This window comes from Microbacterium aerolatum, assembly GCF_007988825.1.
Lineage (GTDB): Bacteria > Actinomycetota > Actinomycetes > Actinomycetales > Microbacteriaceae > Microbacterium > Microbacterium aerolatum.
Map to the genome: position 1 here is coordinate 1 of NZ_BJUW01000012.1, position 17115 is coordinate 17115.

Sequence of the window (17115 nt, forward strand, 5' to 3'; positions counted from 1 at the left end):
TCTCTCCCAGCCACACATGGATGCTGTCGTCCGTGAGCACCCAGATCTTGTGCGGGGTCAGCGCGGATCCGCAGGTCAAGGCGCCTCCGTGTGCTGCAGCAGTGCGCACCGCAGCATCCGTCTGCGGCAGAGCGAAGACGCCGGCGCGAACTCTGTCGATCGACCCGGCGACGACTTCTCGGGCAAGGCGCTTTCGGGAGATGCCGTGCTTCTGCAGCGTCGCACCGCGGGCGACACCGCCGAGGCGAGAGATGATCATGACCGGATCGAGCATGACTCGACTGTGCATCGATCCGTTGCGGCTTCGGGCTCAGCTCAGCTCGAATGGGGATAACCGGCGCAAACTCCGGATTGTGCAGAACGAGTCCGCACCCGCGAAGACTTCAGCCTGCGTCCGAGCACAGGCCCGGTACACGTGCACGACCCGGGTACGAATGCACGACGGATTCGTTGAATCGATCGTGCAGGCGTACCCGGGTCGTGCGGCTGTGCCGAAGTGTCGCGGGGGAGGCCGGCCGGGCTCAGCCCGGGTGCGTCATGGACAGCAGGTCGAGCTTCTGGTCCAGTACTTCCAGCGTGATCTCACCGCGCTCGACGTAGCCGAGGTCGATCACGGCGTCGCGGACGGTGATGCCCTTGGCGACCGAGTGCTTGGCGATCTTGGCCGCTGCCTCGTAGCCGATGACCTTGTTCAGCGGCGTGACGATCGACGGACTCATGCCGGCGAATGCCGCCGCGCGCTCGGTGTTTGCCTCGAGGCCGTCGACGGTCTTGTCTGCGAGCACGCGCGAGGCGTTCGCCAGCAGGCGGATCGACTCCAGCAGCGCTGTGCCCATGACAGGGATCGCCACGTTCAGCTCGAACGAACCGGATGCTCCGGCCCAGGCCACGGTCGCGTCGTTGCCGATCACCCGGGCGCAGACCATGAGGACAGCCTCCGGGACGACCGGGTTGACCTTGCCCGGCATGATGGACGAGCCGGGCTGCAGGTCGGGGATGTGCAGTTCGCCCAGCCCCGTGTTCGGGCCCGAGCCCATCCAGCGCAGGTCGTTGTTGATCTTCGTCAGCGAGACGGCGATCGTGCGCAGCGCGCCCGACGTCTCGACGAGGCCGTCGCGGTTGGCCTGCGCCTCGAAGTGGTCCTTGGCCTCGGTGATCGGCAGCTCGGTCTCGGCGGCGAGCAGCGCGATGACCTTCTGCGGGAAGCCGAGCGGGGTGTTGATGCCGGTGCCGACGGCGGTGCCGCCGAGCGGGACCTCGGCCACGCGGGGGAGCGCCGACTGCACACGCTCGATGCCCAGACGCACCTGGCGGGCGTAGCCGCCGAACTCCTGGCCGAGGGTGACGGGCGTGGCATCCATGAGGTGCGTGCGACCGGACTTGACGGCGTCCTTCCACAGCTCCGCCTTCGCCTCGAGGGCGACGGCGAGGTGGTCGAGCGATGGGATGAGCGTGTCGATCAGCGCCTGCGTGACGGCGATGTGCACCGACGTCGGGAACACGTCGTTCGACGACTGCGAGGCGTTGACGTGGTCGTTCGGGTGAACAGCCGAGCCGAGGATGCCGGTCGCGAGAGACGCCAGAACCTCGTTCATGTTCATGTTCGACGAGGTGCCCGAGCCGGTCTGGTAGGTGTCGACGGGGAACTCGCCGTCGTGGGCGCCCGACGCGACCTGGTCGGCTGCGGCCGCGATGGAATCCGCGATCGCGCCGTCGAGCGTGCCGAGCTCCTTGTTCGCGAGGGCGGCAGCCTTCTTGATGCGCGCGAGCGCGGCGATCTGCGCCGACTCCAGGCCCTTGCCCGAGATCGGGAAGTTCTCGACGGCGCGCTGCGTCTGCGCGCCGTACAGAGCGTTCACGGGCACCCGGACCTCGCCCATGGTGTCGTGCTCGATGCGGTACTCGGTGTCGGTCACTTCGATCCCTCCTGGGTTGCGGGGACATCTTCGAGCCCCGTGTCGATTCCTACGGCGATGACGGGCACGGCCGTGCCCTCGGAAAGACGGTAGTTGGCGCCGACGATGCCGAGGCGCCCCTGGGCGACGGCCTCGCTGATCAGCTCGGACGACTGCAGCAGGTTCGCGACGGTGTTGCGCAGGTGCTCGCGGCCGACCTGCTCGGAGTCGATGTCCGAGGGCGAGGATCCGCCGTTCGCGGCCAGCACCTTGCGGGCGGCGGGGATGATCGGGGCGATCAGCTTCCAGATGTGCGGCGGCAGCGGGTCGGCGTCGATCGCGGTGCCGTCGATCGCGGCGCGCACGGCACCGCACTCGTCGTGCGCGAGGACGACGATCAGCGGCACCTTCAGGATCTCGACGGCGTACTCCAGGCTGCCCACGATCGACTCGCCGATGACCTGTCCGGCGTTGCGCACCACGAAGAGGTCGCCGAGGCCGAGGTCGAAGATGATCTCTGCGGCCAGACGCGAGTCGGAGCATCCGAACAGCGTCGCGACCGGGTTCTGGTGGTCAGCGAGGTCATGGCGGCGCTCGACATCCTGATTCGGATGCCGCGGCTCACCCGCGACGAAACGGCGGTTGCCGTCCAGCATCGACTCCCATGCGGCGGTGGGGGTGAGCGCTGTCATTCTGCCTCCGAGATGGTGCGGATCTGTGGGATGAGGGACTCGGCGAGCTTCGCGGTCGAATCCGCGGAGCGCGAGCCGTACAGCAGGATGTAGTCGTCGCCGGCCTGGGTGCCGATCGCGTGGCTGACGTTGTTCTCGGTCCTGCCGCCGAGCGCGTAGACGTCCCAGTCGAGTCCGCCGATGCGGGTGGTGTCTGTCGAGGCGGTGCCGTCCAGCAGCTGCGGCGCCCAGGAGGCGTCGGCGTCGAACGCCTGGGCGATGCGGATGAACCCGCGCTCGTCCTCATCGGCCGGCGCGAGTGTGATGTTCCAGACCGTGGTCGCGCCGCCCTGCAGCTCGGCGGCGTTGACCCGCCAGAAGTCGCCGAGTTCGGGGATGACGACGGGGCTCTCCATGGTCGACTCGACATCGGCGGCGATGCCGGGCAGGTCGATCTGGGGTTCGGATGCCGGTTCGCCCCGAGGGACGCCGAAGATGACGACCGCCACCACCGCGAGGGTGATGATGAGTGCGGCGATGAGGTTGCGGAACGACTGGCCGGCCCGGTAGGTCTTGCTGAACTCGGCCTTGCGCGCCGCGGTCTCCTCAGGAGTCTCCGGACGCCCGAGCTCGGCGACGATGGGGGGCTGCTTGCTCACGATTCTTCCTCGTCGGATGCCGTGGCACGAGTGGCCTCGAGGCGACGTTTCGCCCCCAGCAGCCATTCCTCGCAACGAGCGGCGAGAGCCTCACCGCGCTCCCAAAGGGCGAGTGAGTGCTCGAGGGTCGGTGCGCCCTGTTCGAGTTCGGCGACCACGCGGACGAGTTCGTCGCGAGCGGCCTCGAACGACAGAGTCTCCACAGGGGTGTCGTTCGGCGCAGTCACGCCTTCCATCCTACGACGCCGCATGGACGCCCCTTACGACCGCGAGAATTGCCTTGCGCGATGAGAATCGCGCTGTCAGCGGCAGTCTCGGCGCGCAAGGCAATTCTCGCGGCGCACGGCACGTCGCGCGTCAGCCCGCCTCTGCGATCTCGCCTTCGGACCGCGCGGCCAGCGACCCGCGGTCGACGGTGATGGTCAGTGCGCTGCCGGCCGGGGCATCGGCCGCATCGCGGAGGATCACGCCGCCCTCGAGGTGGGCGATGGCGTAGCCGCGTGCCAGGGTCGCCGCGGGCGACAGCGCCCGCAGCGATGCCCGCAGCTCAGAGGTGTGCCGGCTCGCCGCATCGAGCTGACGGCCGATGGTGTCGCGTGCGCGGGCCTGCAGCAGCCAGAGCTCCTGCGCGCGTTCGGCGATGATCGGGTCGGGGGAGCGCAGCACGGGCCGGGATCGCAGCTGCTCGAGCTGCGCGATGTCGTGCGTGATGCGCTGCGTCAGGCGCGAGGTGGCCCGAGCTCGTAGCTGGGCGATCTGCGCGCGCTGCTCTCCGACATCGGGGACGACGCGCTTGGCGGCATCCGTCGGCGTCGACGCGCGCAGGTCGGCGACGTCGTCGAGGAGCGGATGGTCGTTCTCATGCCCGATCGCGGAGACGATCGGGGTGGATGCCGCGGCCACCGCCCGCACCAGGCGCTCATCGCTGAACCCGAGCAGGGTCTGCGGATCACCGCCTCCTCGGGCGATGATGATGACGTCGACCTCGGGGTCGGCATCCAGGGCCGCGAGAGCGGCCAGGGTCTCCGGCACGCAGCGGTCGCCCTGCACGGCGGCGTACCGGGTGCGGAATCGCACCTGCGGCCAGCGCAGCTCTGCGTTTCGGTGCACGTCCTTCTCGGCATCCGATCGCTCGCCGGTGATGAGCCCGATCACGTGCGGCAGGAACGGCAGCTGCTTCTTGCGTGCAGGGTCGAACAGGCCCTCCTGGCGCAGCTGCGCGCGCAGCTTCTCGAGACGCTCGAGCTGATCGCCCAGGCCGACGTGCTTCATGCTCGACACCGTGAAGCTGAAGTCGCCCGCCTTGACGAAGTAGTCGGCCTTGACGGCGGCGACGACGTGGTCGCCGACGCTGAGGTCGGCGGGGATGCGTCCGCGCACGCTCGACCAGACGCGGATCGAGATCTGCGCGTCGGACTGGGTGTCCTTCAGACGCCCGAACACATTGCCGCCGCGGACGTTCCACGACGTGATCTCGCCTTCGACCCAGACCGTGTTCCAGCGGGCGACGAAGTCCCGGATCGTGCCGTTGAGGCGTGCAACGGAGGTGGGAGCATCCGCTGTCGAATCGCGGGGAGCGACGGCATCCGCCGGCGGGGTCGCGCCATCGGCGAGCGATGCCTCGAAGACCGTCATCGGGTCCTTTCGTCGGTGTCGTGCCTGAACAGGCGCCCAGGCCCCTCATCGGTGCCCGAAGGTAGGATCGAAGGGTGAGCCAGGCCACCGTACATCTTCCCGTTCCCCGCATCCCACGATCGCGGGCGACGCGGCTTCAGGATATCCCGGTCGACGGACACAAGCGCGTTCTGCTCGCCGCTCCCCGCGGCTACTGCGCGGGTGTCGACCGTGCGGTCGTCGCCGTCGAGAAGGCCCTCGAGCGCTACGGCGCCCCGGTCTACGTGCGCAAGCAGATCGTGCACAACATCCACGTCGTCACCGAGCTCGAGGAGCAGGGCGCGATCTTCGTAGAAGAGGTCGATGAGGTTCCCGAGGGCGCGCACGTCGTCTTCAGCGCGCACGGTGTCTCGCCGGCCGTGGTGAACGCGGCATCCGATCGCGGACTGCACGCCATCGACGCCACGTGCCCGCTGGTGACCAAGGTGCACCGCGAGGCCGTCCGATTCGCGCGCGATGACTTCGAGATCTTGCTCATCGGGCACGAGGGACACGAAGAGGTCGAGGGCACCGCCGGCCACGCGCCCGAGCGGGTCACCATCGTGAACTCGCCCGACGAAGCCGACACTGTGCAGGTGCAGGATCCGTCGAAGGTCGTCTGGCTCTCGCAGACCACGCTGTCGGTCGACGAGACCATGGAGACCGTGAACCGGCTGCGCACCCGCTTCCCTGAGCTGCACAACCCGCCGTCCGACGACATCTGCTATGCGACGCAGAACCGTCAGGTGGCGATCAAGAAGGTCGCCAAGGATGCGGACCTGGTGATCGTGGTCGGATCGTCGAACTCGTCGAACTCCGTGCGCCTGGTCGAGGTCGCCCTCGAGTACGGCGCGAAGGCCGCCTACCGGGTCGACTACGCCGAAGAGATCAAGCAGGAGTGGCTCGACGGCGTCGAGACGGTCGGTGTGACCAGCGGGGCATCCGTGCCGGAGGTCCTCGTCCGCGAAGTTCTCGAGGCGCTCAGCTCCGCCGGGTACGCCGACGTCGAAGAGGTCCGCACCGCGGAAGAGGACCTCATGTTCTCGCTCCCCAAGGAGCTGCGCCAGGACAAGTCCGGGCAGCGCGATGCGCGTGCCCTCGGAGGACGCTCCGGGGCCGCATCGTCATGACCGACCGCCCTCAGTACGGCGAGTACGCGACTCCTGAGGAGCAGCGACGCCTCGCGGGGCTGCCGCCGTTGGATGCCGTAGCCGAGGCGCCCGTCGCCACATCGGCACCGGCCACATCGGCACCGGCCACATCGGCACCGGCAGCGACCGCGCAGAAGCCGGCAGGGCGCCCGTGGGATCGCATCATCACGATCGCGCTTCTGGCGTACGGCGTCGTGAATGTCTTCATGAGCGGGATGTCGTACCTGGATCTGCCGACCGTGATGAACGAGAGCATGCGGATCCTGGGGGTCGAGGGTGAGTTCTCCAACTTCGCCCAGGCGAAGGTCTGGGGCACCGTCGCGGCGATCGTCCTGGTCATCGGCTGGGTGGTGACCGCCTGGCTTTCGATGCGACGTCTGCGCACCGGCAAGGTCACGTGGTGGTTGCCGCTGGCGGGAGCCGCGGCGACCATGATCGTTGCATCCGTCTGCATCACCATCCCGATGATGGGGGACCCGGCGTTCATCGCCTACCTGGATGGGGCCACCGGACGCTGATCCGGCTCACACTACGCCCTCCCACACCGCGCGGGCGCCGGCATCGCCGGTGAGTACCACCACGATCAGCGTGCCCGCCGCGCACGCGACGCCCAGGAAGCCGATCGCCCAGGCGGTGAGCAGCATCCGCCGGTTGCCCGCGAGGCGGTGCGCGTCGACGGCGTCACGCGACCGTCGTGCCGTGCGCTGCAGTCGATCCGAGCCCCAGACGAGCAGGGATGCCGGCACCATGGAGACCGCCCACGGCACCAGCACGAGACCCAGCTCTTCGTGACGCTGCACGGACGCGGTGCGTCCGACGACGTGGGCCAGTGCCTCACCGGCGAGGACGGTGACCGGGACGAGCAGGGCGACGAGCACCGATGCGAGCGGCAGCGCGAGGCCGAGCCGACGGCGGGCCGCCGGCCATACGGCGCTGACACCGAGGGCGAGTGCCGTGAGCGGCGTGAGCACGACGGTCACATGCACGAGAAGCGGATGCAGGGGCAGACCGGCGATCTGGAGGAGCGCTGCGGCGGCACTGAGGTCCATACTGAATGAACGATCCAGGAGACGCTTCGGTTCACTGTGGAACGTCGCTGTGAACCCGGGGCGGCGGGATCTCGTGTCTCCGATGGAGGCGTGAACGTGACCGATGACGAGGAAGAACGGCTCGCCGCGCTGTACGACGTGCACGCGGGGCCGATCCGGCGTTACGTGGTGCGCCTGACCGGCAGCGCCGCGTCGGCGGATGATGTCGTGCAGGAGACCCTGCTGCGAGCGTGGCGCACGCCGCGCATCCTCGCGCAGGATCCGGCGACCACACGCGCCTGGGTGATCACGGTCGCGCGGCACATCGTGATCGACGAGGCGCGCAGCGCGCGCCGGCGGCACGAGCATCCGGTCGCCGAGGTTCCCGAGCGGGCCAGCGGCGACGAGACCGATCGCCTGTTCGACGCGATGCTCATCGAGGACGCGCTCGCCGCCATCAGCGTCGAGCACCGGGCGGTGATCGTCGCCGCGTATTACCGAGGACGCAGTGTCGAGGAGATCGCCGATGACCTCGGCATCCCCGGAGGAACGGTGAAGTCGCGAATGCACTACGGCCTGCGGGCGCTGAGGCTTGCGCTGCAGGAGAGAGGGGTCACCAGGTGAACGCCGCGCACGATCGATTCGCCACATGGGATGCCGCGTATGCGCTGGGAGCGCTGTCTGCTCCCGACCGCGCGGAATACGAGGCACACCTCGAGATCTGTCCTGTCTGTCGGGACGACGTCGCCGAACTCGTACCGGCCGCTGGGCTTCTGTCGAGACTGAGCACCGAGCAGGCGAACGCGATCGACGCGCCGGGCGAAGCAGATGCCGCGGAGGCAACGACTGATGCGGGCCGGAAACTGACCGAGATCGCCCGCGCTCGCCGCCGTCGCCGCCGCCGGGTGACCTGGGCCGCGGTCGGCGTGGCTGCGGCGCTCGCGGTGGTGGTCCCCGTCAGCATCGTCGCGGGGGCTCCGCGTCCGACCATGGAGGTCGCGCTGGAGCAGGTGATCGACGCGCCGGTCAGTGCGACAGTGGCGTTGACATCGGTCGCATGGGGGACGCGTATCGACATGGCGTGCGACTACGCCGCCGACGCTCCGGATGCCGGATGGGCCTACGTACTCGCTGTTGTCGGTGTCGATGGCGCCACCACCGAGCTGTCCACATGGAGCGCCGAGCCCGGCCGTACCGCACGGCTCTCGGCTGGTACTGCGCTGCCGCTGGATGAGATCCGGGCGGTCGAGATCCGCACTGACACCGGCGAGGTGCTCCTCCGTCGCGAAATCGGGTGAGCGCGACCGGGGTGGGGTGAACCCGCGCGGTCTGCGTCTCGTGTCACACTCAGCGCACCACACGGGCGCGCCGGGATGGAGGACGGAACATGCGCAGGACATTCGCGATCGGAGCGCTCGCCGCGGTGCTGCTGCTCGCCGGCTGCGGCGGAGGAGGCGCCGGCTCGGGTGAGGCCGGTTCGGGAGATACCGGCTACGGGCCCGGCACGTCCGAAAGCGTGACGCCGGAACCGGGGACATCGGCATCCGATCTGGGGCTCGCCGAGACGTCGCTGGGCGAAGTGGTCGTCACCGGCAGCGGCATGACGGCCTACATGTTCGACAACGACACCCAGGGTACGGACACGAGCGCGTGCATCGGCGCATGCCTGCAGAACTGGCCGCCCATCATCGCGTCCGGCGATGCGCCGGTCGGCGACGGCATCACCGGCGAGCTGGGAACGATCGAGACCGCGGACGGTCAGATGCAGGTCACGCTCAACGGCTGGCCGCTGTACCTGTTCGCCGGGGATTCCGCGGCTGGCGATGTGAACGGACAGGCCGTTCAGGATGTCTGGTGGGTCGTGGATGCCGCGGGCGAGAAGATCGGCGGCTGAGTGAGACGTTGATCCGCAGATACGACGATGCCCGGCCGCGCAGCGGCCGGGCATCGTCTGTGAAACCGAGGTGTCAGCTCTTGGACTGGCCGTACGAGCCGAGCTGGCGGGTCGACTCGACGACGCGGGCAGCCATCGCCGACTCGGCGACCTTGCCCCAGGCGCGCGGGTCGTACTGCTTCTTGTTGCCGACCTCGCCGTCAACCTTCATGACGCCGTCGTAGTTCTTGAACATGTAGTCGGCGATCGCACGCGTGTAGGCGTACTGCGTGTCGGTGTCGATGTTCATCTTGATGACGCCGTTGGCGACCGCGAGGGCGATCTCCTCGTCGGTCGAGCCGGAGCCGCCGTGGAAGACGAGATCGAGCGGCTTCGCACCGAGGTTGTACTTCGCGGCGACCTGCTCCTGGATCTCGCCGAGCAGTTCGGGGCGCAGCTTGACGCCGCCCGGCTTGTAGACGCCGTGCACGTTGCCGAAGGTGAGGGCGGCGATGTAGCGGCCCTGCTCACCCAGGCCGAGCGCCTGAACGGCCTGGTCGACGTCCGCGAAGGTCGTGTAGAGAGCGTCGTTCGAACCCTCGTGCGCCACGCCATCCTCTTCGCCGCCGACGACGCCGATCTCGACCTCGAGGATGGCGTTGATGTTCTTCATGCGGGGGAGGAGGTCCTTGGCGATCTCGATGTTCTCCGCCAGGGGAACGGCCGAGCCGTCCCACATGTGCGACTGGAAGATCGGGTTGCGGCCGGCCTTGACCTCTTCCTCCGAGGCCGCGATCAGCGGCTCGACGAAGCCGGCAAGGGCGTCCTTGGGGCAGTGGTCGGTGTGCAGTGCCACGGTCACGGGGTAGTTCTTGGCGACCTCGGTGGCGTAGCGGGCGAAGGCGAGGGCGCCGGTCGCGCGGGCCTTGACCGTGTGGCCGGCGAAGTAGTCGGCACCGCCCGTGGTCACCTGGATGATGCCGTCGGAACCGGCCTCGGTCAGGCCCTGGAGGACGGAGTTGATGGTCTGCGAGCTCGAGACGTTGAATGCGGGATACGCGAAGCCTCCGGCCTTCGCGCGATCGAGCATCTCTGCGTACTGTTCCGGAGTGGCGACGGGCATGAAAAACTCCTGCGATAGATGAAACCGGGACAGTGCTCACTCTATCCCCGGCGATGAGAGGATGCCGGGGCCGCTGTCCTCGCCACGAGGCGACGGCCTTCGCCATTGTTAAGAAGTTCGATTTCTTCACGCCTGCAGAGGCGAAAGTGCCCGTTGTCTCGCCACGTCGCTCGTTAGGCTTGCCCCATGGTGAGTCTGACGGCCGATATGAGCCCGCTGCGTCCCGATCGAAACCTTGCACTGGAACTGGTGCGCGCGACCGAGGCCGCGTCGATCCGGGCGGTGCCGTTCATCGGCCGCGGCGACAAGGAGGCCGCCGACGGCGCGGCCGTCGACGCCATGCGTGCGTTCCTCGGCACCGTGAACTTCCAGGGCCGTGTCGTCATCGGCGAGGGCGAGAAGGACAACGCCCCGATGCTGTTCAACGGCGAGGTCGTCGGCTCCGGCCGTGGCCCCGAGTGCGACATCGCCGTGGACCCGATCGACGGCACCTCACTCACCGCTGCGGGCCGGCAGAACGCTCTGTCGGTGATCGCGGTCTCTGATCGCGGCACGATGCTCGACGCGTCGACCGTCTTCTACATGGACAAGCTCGTCACGGGCCCCGCCGGCGTCGGCGTCGTCGACATCCGCCTGCCCATCGGCGAGAACATCCGGCTGCTGTCGAAGGCGCTGGACAAGCCCATCGACGAGATCGTCGTGTCGGTGCTGAACCGCCCGCGTCACGAGAAGCTCATCGAGGAGATCCGCGAAGCAGGTGCCGGCACGCGTCTGATGAGCGACGGCGACGTCGCAGGCGGCATCAACGCCGCTCGGCACGGCGCGCGCACCGACATGTGCGTCGGCGTGGGCGGCAGCCCGGAGGGCATCGTGACGGCGTGTGCGATCAAGGCGCTGGGCGGGCACATCCAGGGCCGTCTGTGGCCCCGCGACGACGACGAGCGCCAGCGCGGCATCGACGCCGGCCTCAAGATGGATCACGTGTACGAGGCCGAGGATCTCGTGCAGGGCGACAACACGCTGTTCGTCGCCACCGGCGTCACGGACGGCCAGCTCGTCGCGGGCGTGCGACGCGAGGGCAACTACGTGTACACCGAATCGGTGGTGCTGCGCGGTGCGTCCGGCACGTTGCGTCGTATCTCCTCAGAGCACCTCGTCTCGAAGTGGCTCTGACGGGATCGTTACACACCCGGTGCTTCCCCGAGGGTGGCTCTCCTGACGCTGCCAGCCTTTGCTGGCAGAATGGAAGACGCCACCGAGAGCCCATTCCCGGCGGCCTCAGGAGGGTGAGACATGTCCACGGGACAGGCGGGAAGCGGCGACAAGTCCGCTCCGGTGAAGATGGTCACCACCAATACCGGGCGCATCCTTCGGGTCAGCCCCGAAGATGAAGCGGCCCGCGCGGCGGCAGCCGCCGCAGCCACCGCTGCACCGCCGAACATGGACCCTGCACGGCGCACCGACGTCCTCTTCCGCGTGCGTCGCGCGGAAGGGCATGAACTGAGCGCGTGGTGGATGATCGGCGCCTTCGTCGTGACATCCGGGCTCGTGATCGCCCTGCTCAGCTGGGTGCCCTACAGCGCCTGACGTTCCTCGTCGCCCAGCCGGTGCCGCACAGCACCGAGGTCTGCTTCGAGCTCGGAGACGGATTCGCCGTCCGTCAGCTCGGGTGCCGTGAACTTTCGTGCCGGACTCGTGATCACCGGCGGCCCGTCCAGAGACGAGGCGTCGATACCGGGGAACTGGCGGGCCGTGACGAGCACGCGGCTCTCCAGCGATCCGGCGAAGCGGTTGTAGCTGTCGACGGTGCGTTCCAGTGCACGGCGCAGATCGTCGGCATGACCGGCGAGAGTGCCGAGTCGATCGAACAGCTGCGTGCCGAGCGCGAGCAGCGTGCGCGCCTCTGCCGAGACCTCCTGCTGCGTCCACGTGTACGCAACCGTCTTCAGCACCGCCCACAGGTTCACGGGCGACGCCAGCGCGACGCGCTTGCCGAACGCGTAGTCGAGCAAGGCCGGGTCTTCATCGATCGCCGCGGCCAGCAGCGACTCGCTCGGCAGGAAGCAGATCACGAACTCGGGGCTGGCATCCAGCCCTGACCAGTACGCCTTCTTCGCGAGAGCGTCGATGTGTGCGCGCACCGCTTTGACGTGCTTCTGCATGAGCTGCCGGCGCTGCGCCTCGCCGGCATCGCCGACCAGGGCGCTGGCCTCGAGGTACGCGTCGAGGGGCACCTTGGCGTCGACCGCGATGGAGGTCCCGCCGGGCAGCCGGACCACCATGTCCGGTCGCCCCTGACCGCGATCGGAGGAGATGGTCGACTGCAGGTCGAAGTCGACGTGCCGCGTGAGCCCTGCGGCCTCGACGACGCGCCGCAGCTGCGTCTCGCCCCAGACTCCGCGGGTGGATGTCGAGCGCAGGGCGCCCGCCAGCGACTCGGTGGTGGCGCGCAGTGCCTCGTCCGACTCCTGCGCGCGCCGGAGCTGCTCCGCGAGCGACCCGAACTGCGCGTGCCGCTCCTGCTCGAGGGAGGCTACCTTGCTCTGCATCTGCTGCAGCGACTCCCGAACGGGCGCGAGCGCTGTCAGCACGGCGTTCTGCTGTTGCACCCGTTCCGCCTCGGCGCGCTGTTCGGTGCGGGCGTGCTCCACGGCATCCCGATAGAGGTCGTACTCCCGGTCGCGGTCCTCGCGGGCGGCCGCCAGCTCCGCCTGTGCGCGCGCCAGGTCGGTCGCGGTGTGCGATTGCGCGGCCGAGGTGCGCGAGGCGTTCGCGAACCAGCCCACGGCCGCGCCGACCGCGAGAGCGGCGACGATGAGGACAACGATCAGCTGAGCATCCATACCGCCATGATGCCGAGGGCATCCGACATCGCCGTCGCGGCGCCCCGCGAAGGCAACGGAGCAAGGCTCAGCGTGCGGCGTACTCGTCGAGGATCGTGCGCATGTCGGCCAACCCGAACTGGTCGGCGATCGCGGTGGCCGAGAGGCCGCCGGCGTTCTGATCGGCGCCGGCATCCAGCAGCATCCGCAGCAGAGTCTCGTTCTTGCGGAACACCGCGCACGAGATCGCCGTCTGGCCGTTGCCGTTGACGGCATCCAGCTCGGCACCTCGGCGGATGAGGTCCGCGGCCGTGTGCTCCTGCTCGGCGTAGGTCGAGACGATCAGCAGGGTGTCGCCGCGCGGATTGCGCAGATCGATCGGCACGCCCGCGTCGATCATCTCGCCCAGCGGGCCTGTGCGTCCCTGACGTGCGAGATCGAAGGTGCCCTCGATGACCTCGAGGCTGACCGGGGAATCGCCGGATGGATTCGTCATGCCGTCATTGTCTCGCGTCAAGCGCGGGAATGCACTCAGGCGGCCTGCTCGTGGACGACGGCGACGGGCGGCTCCGTCACGCGCAGGCTGAGGCCGCTGGCGAGAGCGTCGACGTCGGCACTCCCGGTTCGCCGCGCGGAATCGATGACGATCTGGGCGCAGGCGCGAGCGTCGGCCAGCGCGTCGTGGTGTGAGAACTCCGCGAATCCGGCGGCGGCAGCGGCGATCGGGAGCCGGTACGAGTCCAGGTCGTACACCTTGCGGGCGACCTGCAGGCTGCACAGCGAGCGGTACGGCGGGCAGTCGAGTTCGGTGACCTGGGATGCCGTGCGCAGCACCTTCAGGTCGAAGCCGGCGTTGTGCGCTACGAGCACGTCAGCGCCGGCGAAGCCGCAGAGGCGATCGAACTGCTCGGGCCAGGTCGCTGCGTTCGCGACATCCTGCGGTCGGATGCCGTGGATCTTGATGTTCCACTCCTGGAACTCGTCGTGCCCTGCCGGAGGGCGGATCAGCCACCCGGCTGTGGCGACGACCTGGCCGTCGCGCACTCGGACGAGTCCGACGGAACAGGCGGATGCCGGGCTGGAGTTCGCGGTTTCGAAGTCGATGGCGGTGAAATCCAGTGGCACCTCTTCACCTTCACCCGGTGTCCTGTCCGGGCGCGGCAGGCTCGCCGTAGGCTGGCGACATGAGCGACGGACGGGCGACTTCTTTCGGTGCAGCGGCCGGAGACTACGAGGCGGCGAGGCCCGACTATCCGTTCGAGGCGGTCGCCTGGATGCTGGAGAAGCTGCCGCACAGATCCCATCGGATCGCGGATGTCGGAGCGGGCACCGGCAAGCTGACGCGAGTGCTCGCCGACGCTCCGGATGCCGAGGTGATCGCGATCGATCCCGATCCTCTGATGCTCGAAGCGTTGCGTGCCGCCGTCCCAGGAGTGCCGACGTTCCTAGGCACTGCCGAACGGCTTCCCGTCCCGGATGCGAGCTTGGATGCCGTCGTGCTCGGCCAGGCGTGGCACTGGGTCGATCCCGTCGTGGGTTCGTCAGAGGTCGGACGGGTCGTCCGCTCCGGCGGCACACTCGGCCTGATCTGGAACACCCGCGACAGCGGAACCGACTGGGTGCGCAGACTGACCGCGATCATGCACTCCAGCGCCGCTGAGATCATGCTGGACGAGAACGGCCCGGCCGTAGCCGAGCCGTTCGGTGCGCTCGAGCAGGAGGAGTGGCGGTGGGTCCGGCCGATCACGCGAGCGCAACTGCACCGGATCGCCGATTCGCGCAGTCACCTCATCACAGCATCCGACGCCGAACGGCGCAGCATCCACGACGATATGGACGCACTGTTCGACGAGCTCGGCCTGGAAGGTGACGCGACCATCGACCTGCCGTACGTGACGCGGGCGTTCCGCGCAGTGCGGGCGTGAGGGGCGCGAGCGCGCGCCGGTAGACTCTTACCCCGTGGCTCTCACTATCGGCATCGTCGGCCTGCCCAACGTCGGCAAGTCCACCCTCTTCAACGCACTGACCAAGAACGACGTGCTCGCGGCGAACTATCCGTTCGCGACGATCGAGCCGAACGTCGGTGTCGTCAACCTGCCCGACTCGCGCCTGAACAAGCTCGCCGAGATCTTCGGCAGCGAGCGCATCCTGCCGGCGACGGTGTCGTTCGTCGACATCGCCGGCATCGTGCGCGGCGCGAGCGAGGGGGAGGGGCTGGGCAACCAGTTCCTCGCGAACATCCGTGAGGCCGACGCCATCGCCCAGGTCGTTCGCGGCTTCGCCGATGACGACGTCGTGCACGTGGATGGTGCGATCAACCCGCAGGGCGACCTCGAGACGATCAACGCCGAGCTCATGCTCGCCGACCTGCAGACCGTCGAGAAGGCGATCCCGCGGTTCGAGAAGGAAGTGCGCGGCAAGAAGCTCGACCCGTCGGTGCTCGACGCCGCGAACGCTGCGAAGGACGCACTGGAGCGTGGCATCCTGCTCTCGGTGAGCGGCATCGACCTCGCGCCGATCAAGGAGCTCGGCCTGCTCACCTCGAAGCCCGTCATCTTCGTGTTCAACGTCGATGAGGGCGTGCTGACGGATGCGGCGCGCAAGGCAGAGCTCGAAGCTCTCGTCGCGCCGGCGAAGGCGATCTTCCTCGACGCGAAGATCGAGTCCGAGCTCATCGACCTGGACCCCGAGGATGCGGCCGAGCTGCTGGCATCCACCGGCCAGGACGAGTCGGGCCTCGACCAGCTCGCCCGTATCGGCTTCGACACCCTCGGCCTGCAGACCTACCTGACGGCGGGACCGAAGGAGTCGCGTGCCTGGACGATCCCTCGTGGTGCCAAGGCGCCGCAGGCGGCCGGCGTCATCCACACCGACTTCGAGAAGGGCTTCATCAAGGCTGAGGTCATCTCGTTCGACGATCTGGTCGCGACCGGCTCCGTCGTCGAGGCCCGTGCCAAGGGCAAGGCGCGGCTCGAGGGCAAGGACTACGTCATGCAGGACGGCGACGTGGTGGAGTTCCGGTTCAAGGTATAGTCGCGTTCCGGTTCAACCTCGCGTCACCTGAAGGCTTGGACAACCTGCACCAGGTGGCCGTCTGGGTCCTCGACCCATGCGATGAGTAGGCGATCGAGCCATGGCTCTGGCGTCTTTATCGGCGTTGCGCCGAGATCGATGAGCCGCTCGTAGCCTGAGGCGGCGTCGTCAGTCCACAGGATCACTGCCGCGCGCTGGCCATCTGCGATCGGGTCGAGGCCGTGGTCTTCACGGATGCTGGTCTCGGTGGCGAGACCGAGGCGGTACCCGTCGAGGACGAGGTCGACATGGATGGGCGTGCCTGCAGGTGGTGTGCGGAATGCCTCGTCGAAGCCGAGTGCGCGGTAGAACGAGACAGCGCGGTTGATGTCGCGTGTGAACAGAACGACCTGAGGAGTCCGGAAGAGGTCCATCCGTCAATTCTGGTTTCACTCCTTCCTGATGACAACGAGCAGCGCATCTGGTGGGGACACGGCGGCTGCGTGGCGCGTGGGCAGAGATTGGAATGCGCGGCGACGTGGTGGAGTTCCGGTTTAACGTCTAGCGTTATTGACGCGTTACGTTATAAACTGGTCACGTGATCAGATCGTTCGCCGACCGCGACACCGAGCACGTGTGGCGTCGCGAACCGGCGAAGAGATTCGATCCGCGTATCCACAAGACAGCGAATCGGAAGTTGCATCTGCTGGATGCTGCGCCGACGCTCGATGCTCTACGAGTGCCGCCGGGCAACCGGCTGGAAGCGCTCAAAGGTGATCGGGCTGGTCAGCACAGCATCCGGATCAATGACCAGTGGCGGATCTGTTTCCACTGGACTGATGCTGGGCCCGAAGATGTCGAGATCGTTGACTACCACTGAGGAGGGATCATGTCTGAGAAGCTCTACCCGCCGATCCATCCGGGCGAGGTTCTGTTGGAGGACTTCATCGAGGGCTTCGGCATCACGCAGAACAAGCTCGCCGTGTCGATCGGCGTGTCGCCGCGGCGGATCAACGAGATCGTGCACGGCAAGCGTGCCATCACGGCGGACACCGCTCTTCGATTGGGTCGTTACTTCGGGATCTCTCCGCAGTTCTGGCTCAACCTTCAGACGCAGTACGAGCTGGAGCTCGCCGAGGATCGTGTGTCCGAGCAGATTGCTGCGATCAAGCCGCTGAAAGTTGCGTGACGACGGTCGGGTCAATCGATCGAAGACTCGCCCGGGCAG

General features: G+C 68.0%; 23 protein-coding genes. 11 read left to right on the plus strand and 12 right to left on the minus strand.

Translation table 11 applies throughout. The features are described 5' to 3' along the window. The 6 genes from MAE01_RS12280 to xseA all read right to left on the minus strand — a co-directional run. The coding region (locus tag MAE01_RS12280; protein ID WP_147039855.1) for a type IV toxin-antitoxin system AbiEi family antitoxin domain-containing protein at positions 1-274 on the minus strand (274 nt) is incomplete at its 3' end. Positions 275-521: 247 nt separating this feature from the next. Then, complete coding sequence (locus MAE01_RS12285; RefSeq protein WP_147039856.1) at positions 522-1916, minus strand: class II fumarate hydratase; 1395 nt, start codon at positions 1914-1916, stop codon at positions 522-524. Further along, on the minus strand, positions 1913-2587 hold the full coding sequence (locus MAE01_RS12290; RefSeq protein ID WP_147039857.1) for a carbonic anhydrase: 675 nt from the start codon (positions 2585-2587) through the stop codon (positions 1913-1915). Before MAE01_RS12290 ends, MAE01_RS12285 begins: the two co-directional genes overlap by 4 nt. After that, entirely contained in the window at positions 2584-3225 is a 642-nt protein-coding gene (locus MAE01_RS12295; protein WP_229718057.1) for a DUF4245 family protein, read from the minus strand. Before MAE01_RS12295 ends, MAE01_RS12290 begins: the two co-directional genes overlap by 4 nt. Further along, the gene (locus tag MAE01_RS12300; protein ID WP_147039942.1) at positions 3222-3461 is read right to left on the minus strand and encodes an exodeoxyribonuclease VII small subunit; all 240 of its coding nucleotides are present in this window, start codon (positions 3459-3461) and stop codon (positions 3222-3224) included. Before MAE01_RS12300 ends, MAE01_RS12295 begins: the two co-directional genes overlap by 4 nt. 121 nt (positions 3462-3582) lie before the next feature. Then, positions 3583-4860 (minus strand): exodeoxyribonuclease VII large subunit, encoded by a 1278-nt coding sequence (xseA, locus tag MAE01_RS12305; RefSeq protein WP_147039859.1) that lies wholly within the window; start codon positions 4858-4860, stop codon positions 3583-3585. A 74-nt stretch (positions 4861-4934) separates the two neighbouring features. Here xseA and MAE01_RS12310 point away from each other — a divergent pair, with 74 nt between their 5' ends. Both MAE01_RS12310 and MAE01_RS12315 read left to right on the plus strand, forming a co-directional pair. Then, positions 4935-6008 (plus strand): 4-hydroxy-3-methylbut-2-enyl diphosphate reductase, encoded by a 1074-nt coding sequence (locus MAE01_RS12310; protein ID WP_186806234.1) that lies wholly within the window; start codon positions 4935-4937, stop codon positions 6006-6008. Beyond that, positions 6005-6547: a DUF6264 family protein gene (locus tag MAE01_RS12315; RefSeq protein WP_147039860.1), complete on the plus strand. Its 543-nt coding sequence runs from the start codon at positions 6005-6007 to the stop codon at positions 6545-6547. Before MAE01_RS12310 ends, MAE01_RS12315 begins: the two co-directional genes overlap by 4 nt. A 6-nt stretch (positions 6548-6553) precedes the next feature. On the opposite strand, the gene MAE01_RS12320 is transcribed toward MAE01_RS12315, so the two are convergent. Continuing rightward, the gene (locus MAE01_RS12320) at positions 6554-7078 is read right to left on the minus strand and encodes a DUF2231 domain-containing protein (RefSeq protein ID WP_147039861.1); all 525 of its coding nucleotides are present in this window, start codon (positions 7076-7078) and stop codon (positions 6554-6556) included. 96 nt (positions 7079-7174) lie between these two features. Here MAE01_RS12320 and MAE01_RS12325 point away from each other — a divergent pair, with 96 nt between their 5' ends. The 3 genes from MAE01_RS12325 to MAE01_RS12335 all read left to right on the plus strand — a co-directional run bounded on the left by MAE01_RS12325 (position 7175) and on the right by MAE01_RS12335 (position 8951). Then, a complete protein-coding gene (locus MAE01_RS12325) occupies positions 7175-7681 on the plus strand; it encodes a sigma-70 family RNA polymerase sigma factor (RefSeq protein WP_147039862.1) in 507 nt (168 codons plus the stop codon). Continuing rightward, positions 7678-8355, plus strand: a complete 678-nt coding sequence (locus MAE01_RS12330) for a zf-HC2 domain-containing protein (protein ID WP_147039863.1) — start codon at positions 7678-7680, stop codon at positions 8353-8355. Before MAE01_RS12325 ends, MAE01_RS12330 begins: the two co-directional genes overlap by 4 nt. An 89-nt stretch (positions 8356-8444) precedes the next feature. Continuing rightward, a complete protein-coding gene (locus MAE01_RS12335; protein WP_147039864.1) occupies positions 8445-8951 on the plus strand; it encodes a COG4315 family predicted lipoprotein in 507 nt (168 codons plus the stop codon). A gap of 73 nt (positions 8952-9024) precedes the next feature. Here the strand turns inward: MAE01_RS12335 and fbaA are convergent, their stop codons facing one another. Then, positions 9025-10053, minus strand: a complete 1029-nt coding sequence (gene fbaA / locus MAE01_RS12340; protein ID WP_147039865.1) for a class II fructose-bisphosphate aldolase — start codon at positions 10051-10053, stop codon at positions 9025-9027. A gap of 186 nt (positions 10054-10239) precedes the next feature. On the opposite strand from fbaA, the gene glpX reads away from it, so the two are divergent. Together glpX and MAE01_RS12350 are read left to right on the plus strand one after the other, a co-directional pair. Then, positions 10240-11226: a class II fructose-bisphosphatase gene (gene glpX, locus MAE01_RS12345; RefSeq protein ID WP_147039866.1), complete on the plus strand. Its 987-nt coding sequence runs from the start codon at positions 10240-10242 to the stop codon at positions 11224-11226. 120 nt (positions 11227-11346) lie between these two features. Continuing rightward, positions 11347-11640, plus strand: coding sequence for a hypothetical protein (locus MAE01_RS12350; RefSeq protein ID WP_147039867.1), 294 nt, complete (start codon positions 11347-11349; stop codon positions 11638-11640). On the opposite strand, the gene MAE01_RS12355 is transcribed toward MAE01_RS12350, so the two are convergent. The 3 genes from MAE01_RS12355 to MAE01_RS12365 all read right to left on the minus strand — a co-directional run bounded on the left by MAE01_RS12355 (position 11628) and on the right by MAE01_RS12365 (position 14000). Then, positions 11628-12896 carry a DNA recombination protein RmuC gene (locus MAE01_RS12355; RefSeq protein WP_147039868.1) on the minus strand — a complete coding sequence of 423 codons (1269 nt, stop codon included), beginning with the start codon at positions 12894-12896 and terminating at the stop codon, positions 11628-11630. The genes MAE01_RS12350 and MAE01_RS12355 overlap by 13 nt on opposite strands. A 67-nt stretch (positions 12897-12963) precedes the next feature. Continuing rightward, positions 12964-13371, minus strand: a complete 408-nt coding sequence (locus tag MAE01_RS12360; protein ID WP_186806235.1) for an ankyrin repeat domain-containing protein — start codon at positions 13369-13371, stop codon at positions 12964-12966. 35 nt (positions 13372-13406) lie between these two features. After that, on the minus strand, positions 13407-14000 hold the full coding sequence (locus MAE01_RS12365; RefSeq protein ID WP_147039869.1) for a 3'-5' exonuclease: 594 nt from the start codon (positions 13998-14000) through the stop codon (positions 13407-13409). 59 nt (positions 14001-14059) lie between these two features. Between MAE01_RS12365 and MAE01_RS12370 the strand changes: the two genes are divergently transcribed. Beyond that, a complete protein-coding gene (locus MAE01_RS12370; RefSeq protein ID WP_147039870.1) occupies positions 14060-14800 on the plus strand; it encodes a class I SAM-dependent methyltransferase in 741 nt (246 codons plus the stop codon). A gap of 34 nt (positions 14801-14834) precedes the next feature. Continuing rightward, positions 14835-15908: a redox-regulated ATPase YchF gene (gene ychF, locus MAE01_RS12375; protein ID WP_147039871.1), complete on the plus strand. Its 1074-nt coding sequence runs from the start codon at positions 14835-14837 to the stop codon at positions 15906-15908. A gap of 23 nt (positions 15909-15931) precedes the next feature. Here ychF and MAE01_RS12380 read toward each other — a convergent pair whose 3' ends face one another. After that, entirely contained in the window at positions 15932-16321 is a 390-nt protein-coding gene (locus MAE01_RS12380; protein ID WP_147039872.1) for a VOC family protein, read from the minus strand. Positions 16322-16485: 164 nt separating this feature from the next. On the opposite strand from MAE01_RS12380, the gene MAE01_RS12385 reads away from it, so the two are divergent. Next, a complete protein-coding gene (locus tag MAE01_RS12385; RefSeq protein ID WP_147039873.1) occupies positions 16486-16767 on the plus strand; it encodes a type II toxin-antitoxin system RelE/ParE family toxin in 282 nt (93 codons plus the stop codon). A 9-nt stretch (positions 16768-16776) separates the two neighbouring features. After that, entirely contained in the window at positions 16777-17076 is a 300-nt protein-coding gene (locus MAE01_RS12390) for a HigA family addiction module antitoxin (protein WP_147039874.1), read from the plus strand. Positions 17077-17115 lie beyond the last annotated feature (39 nt).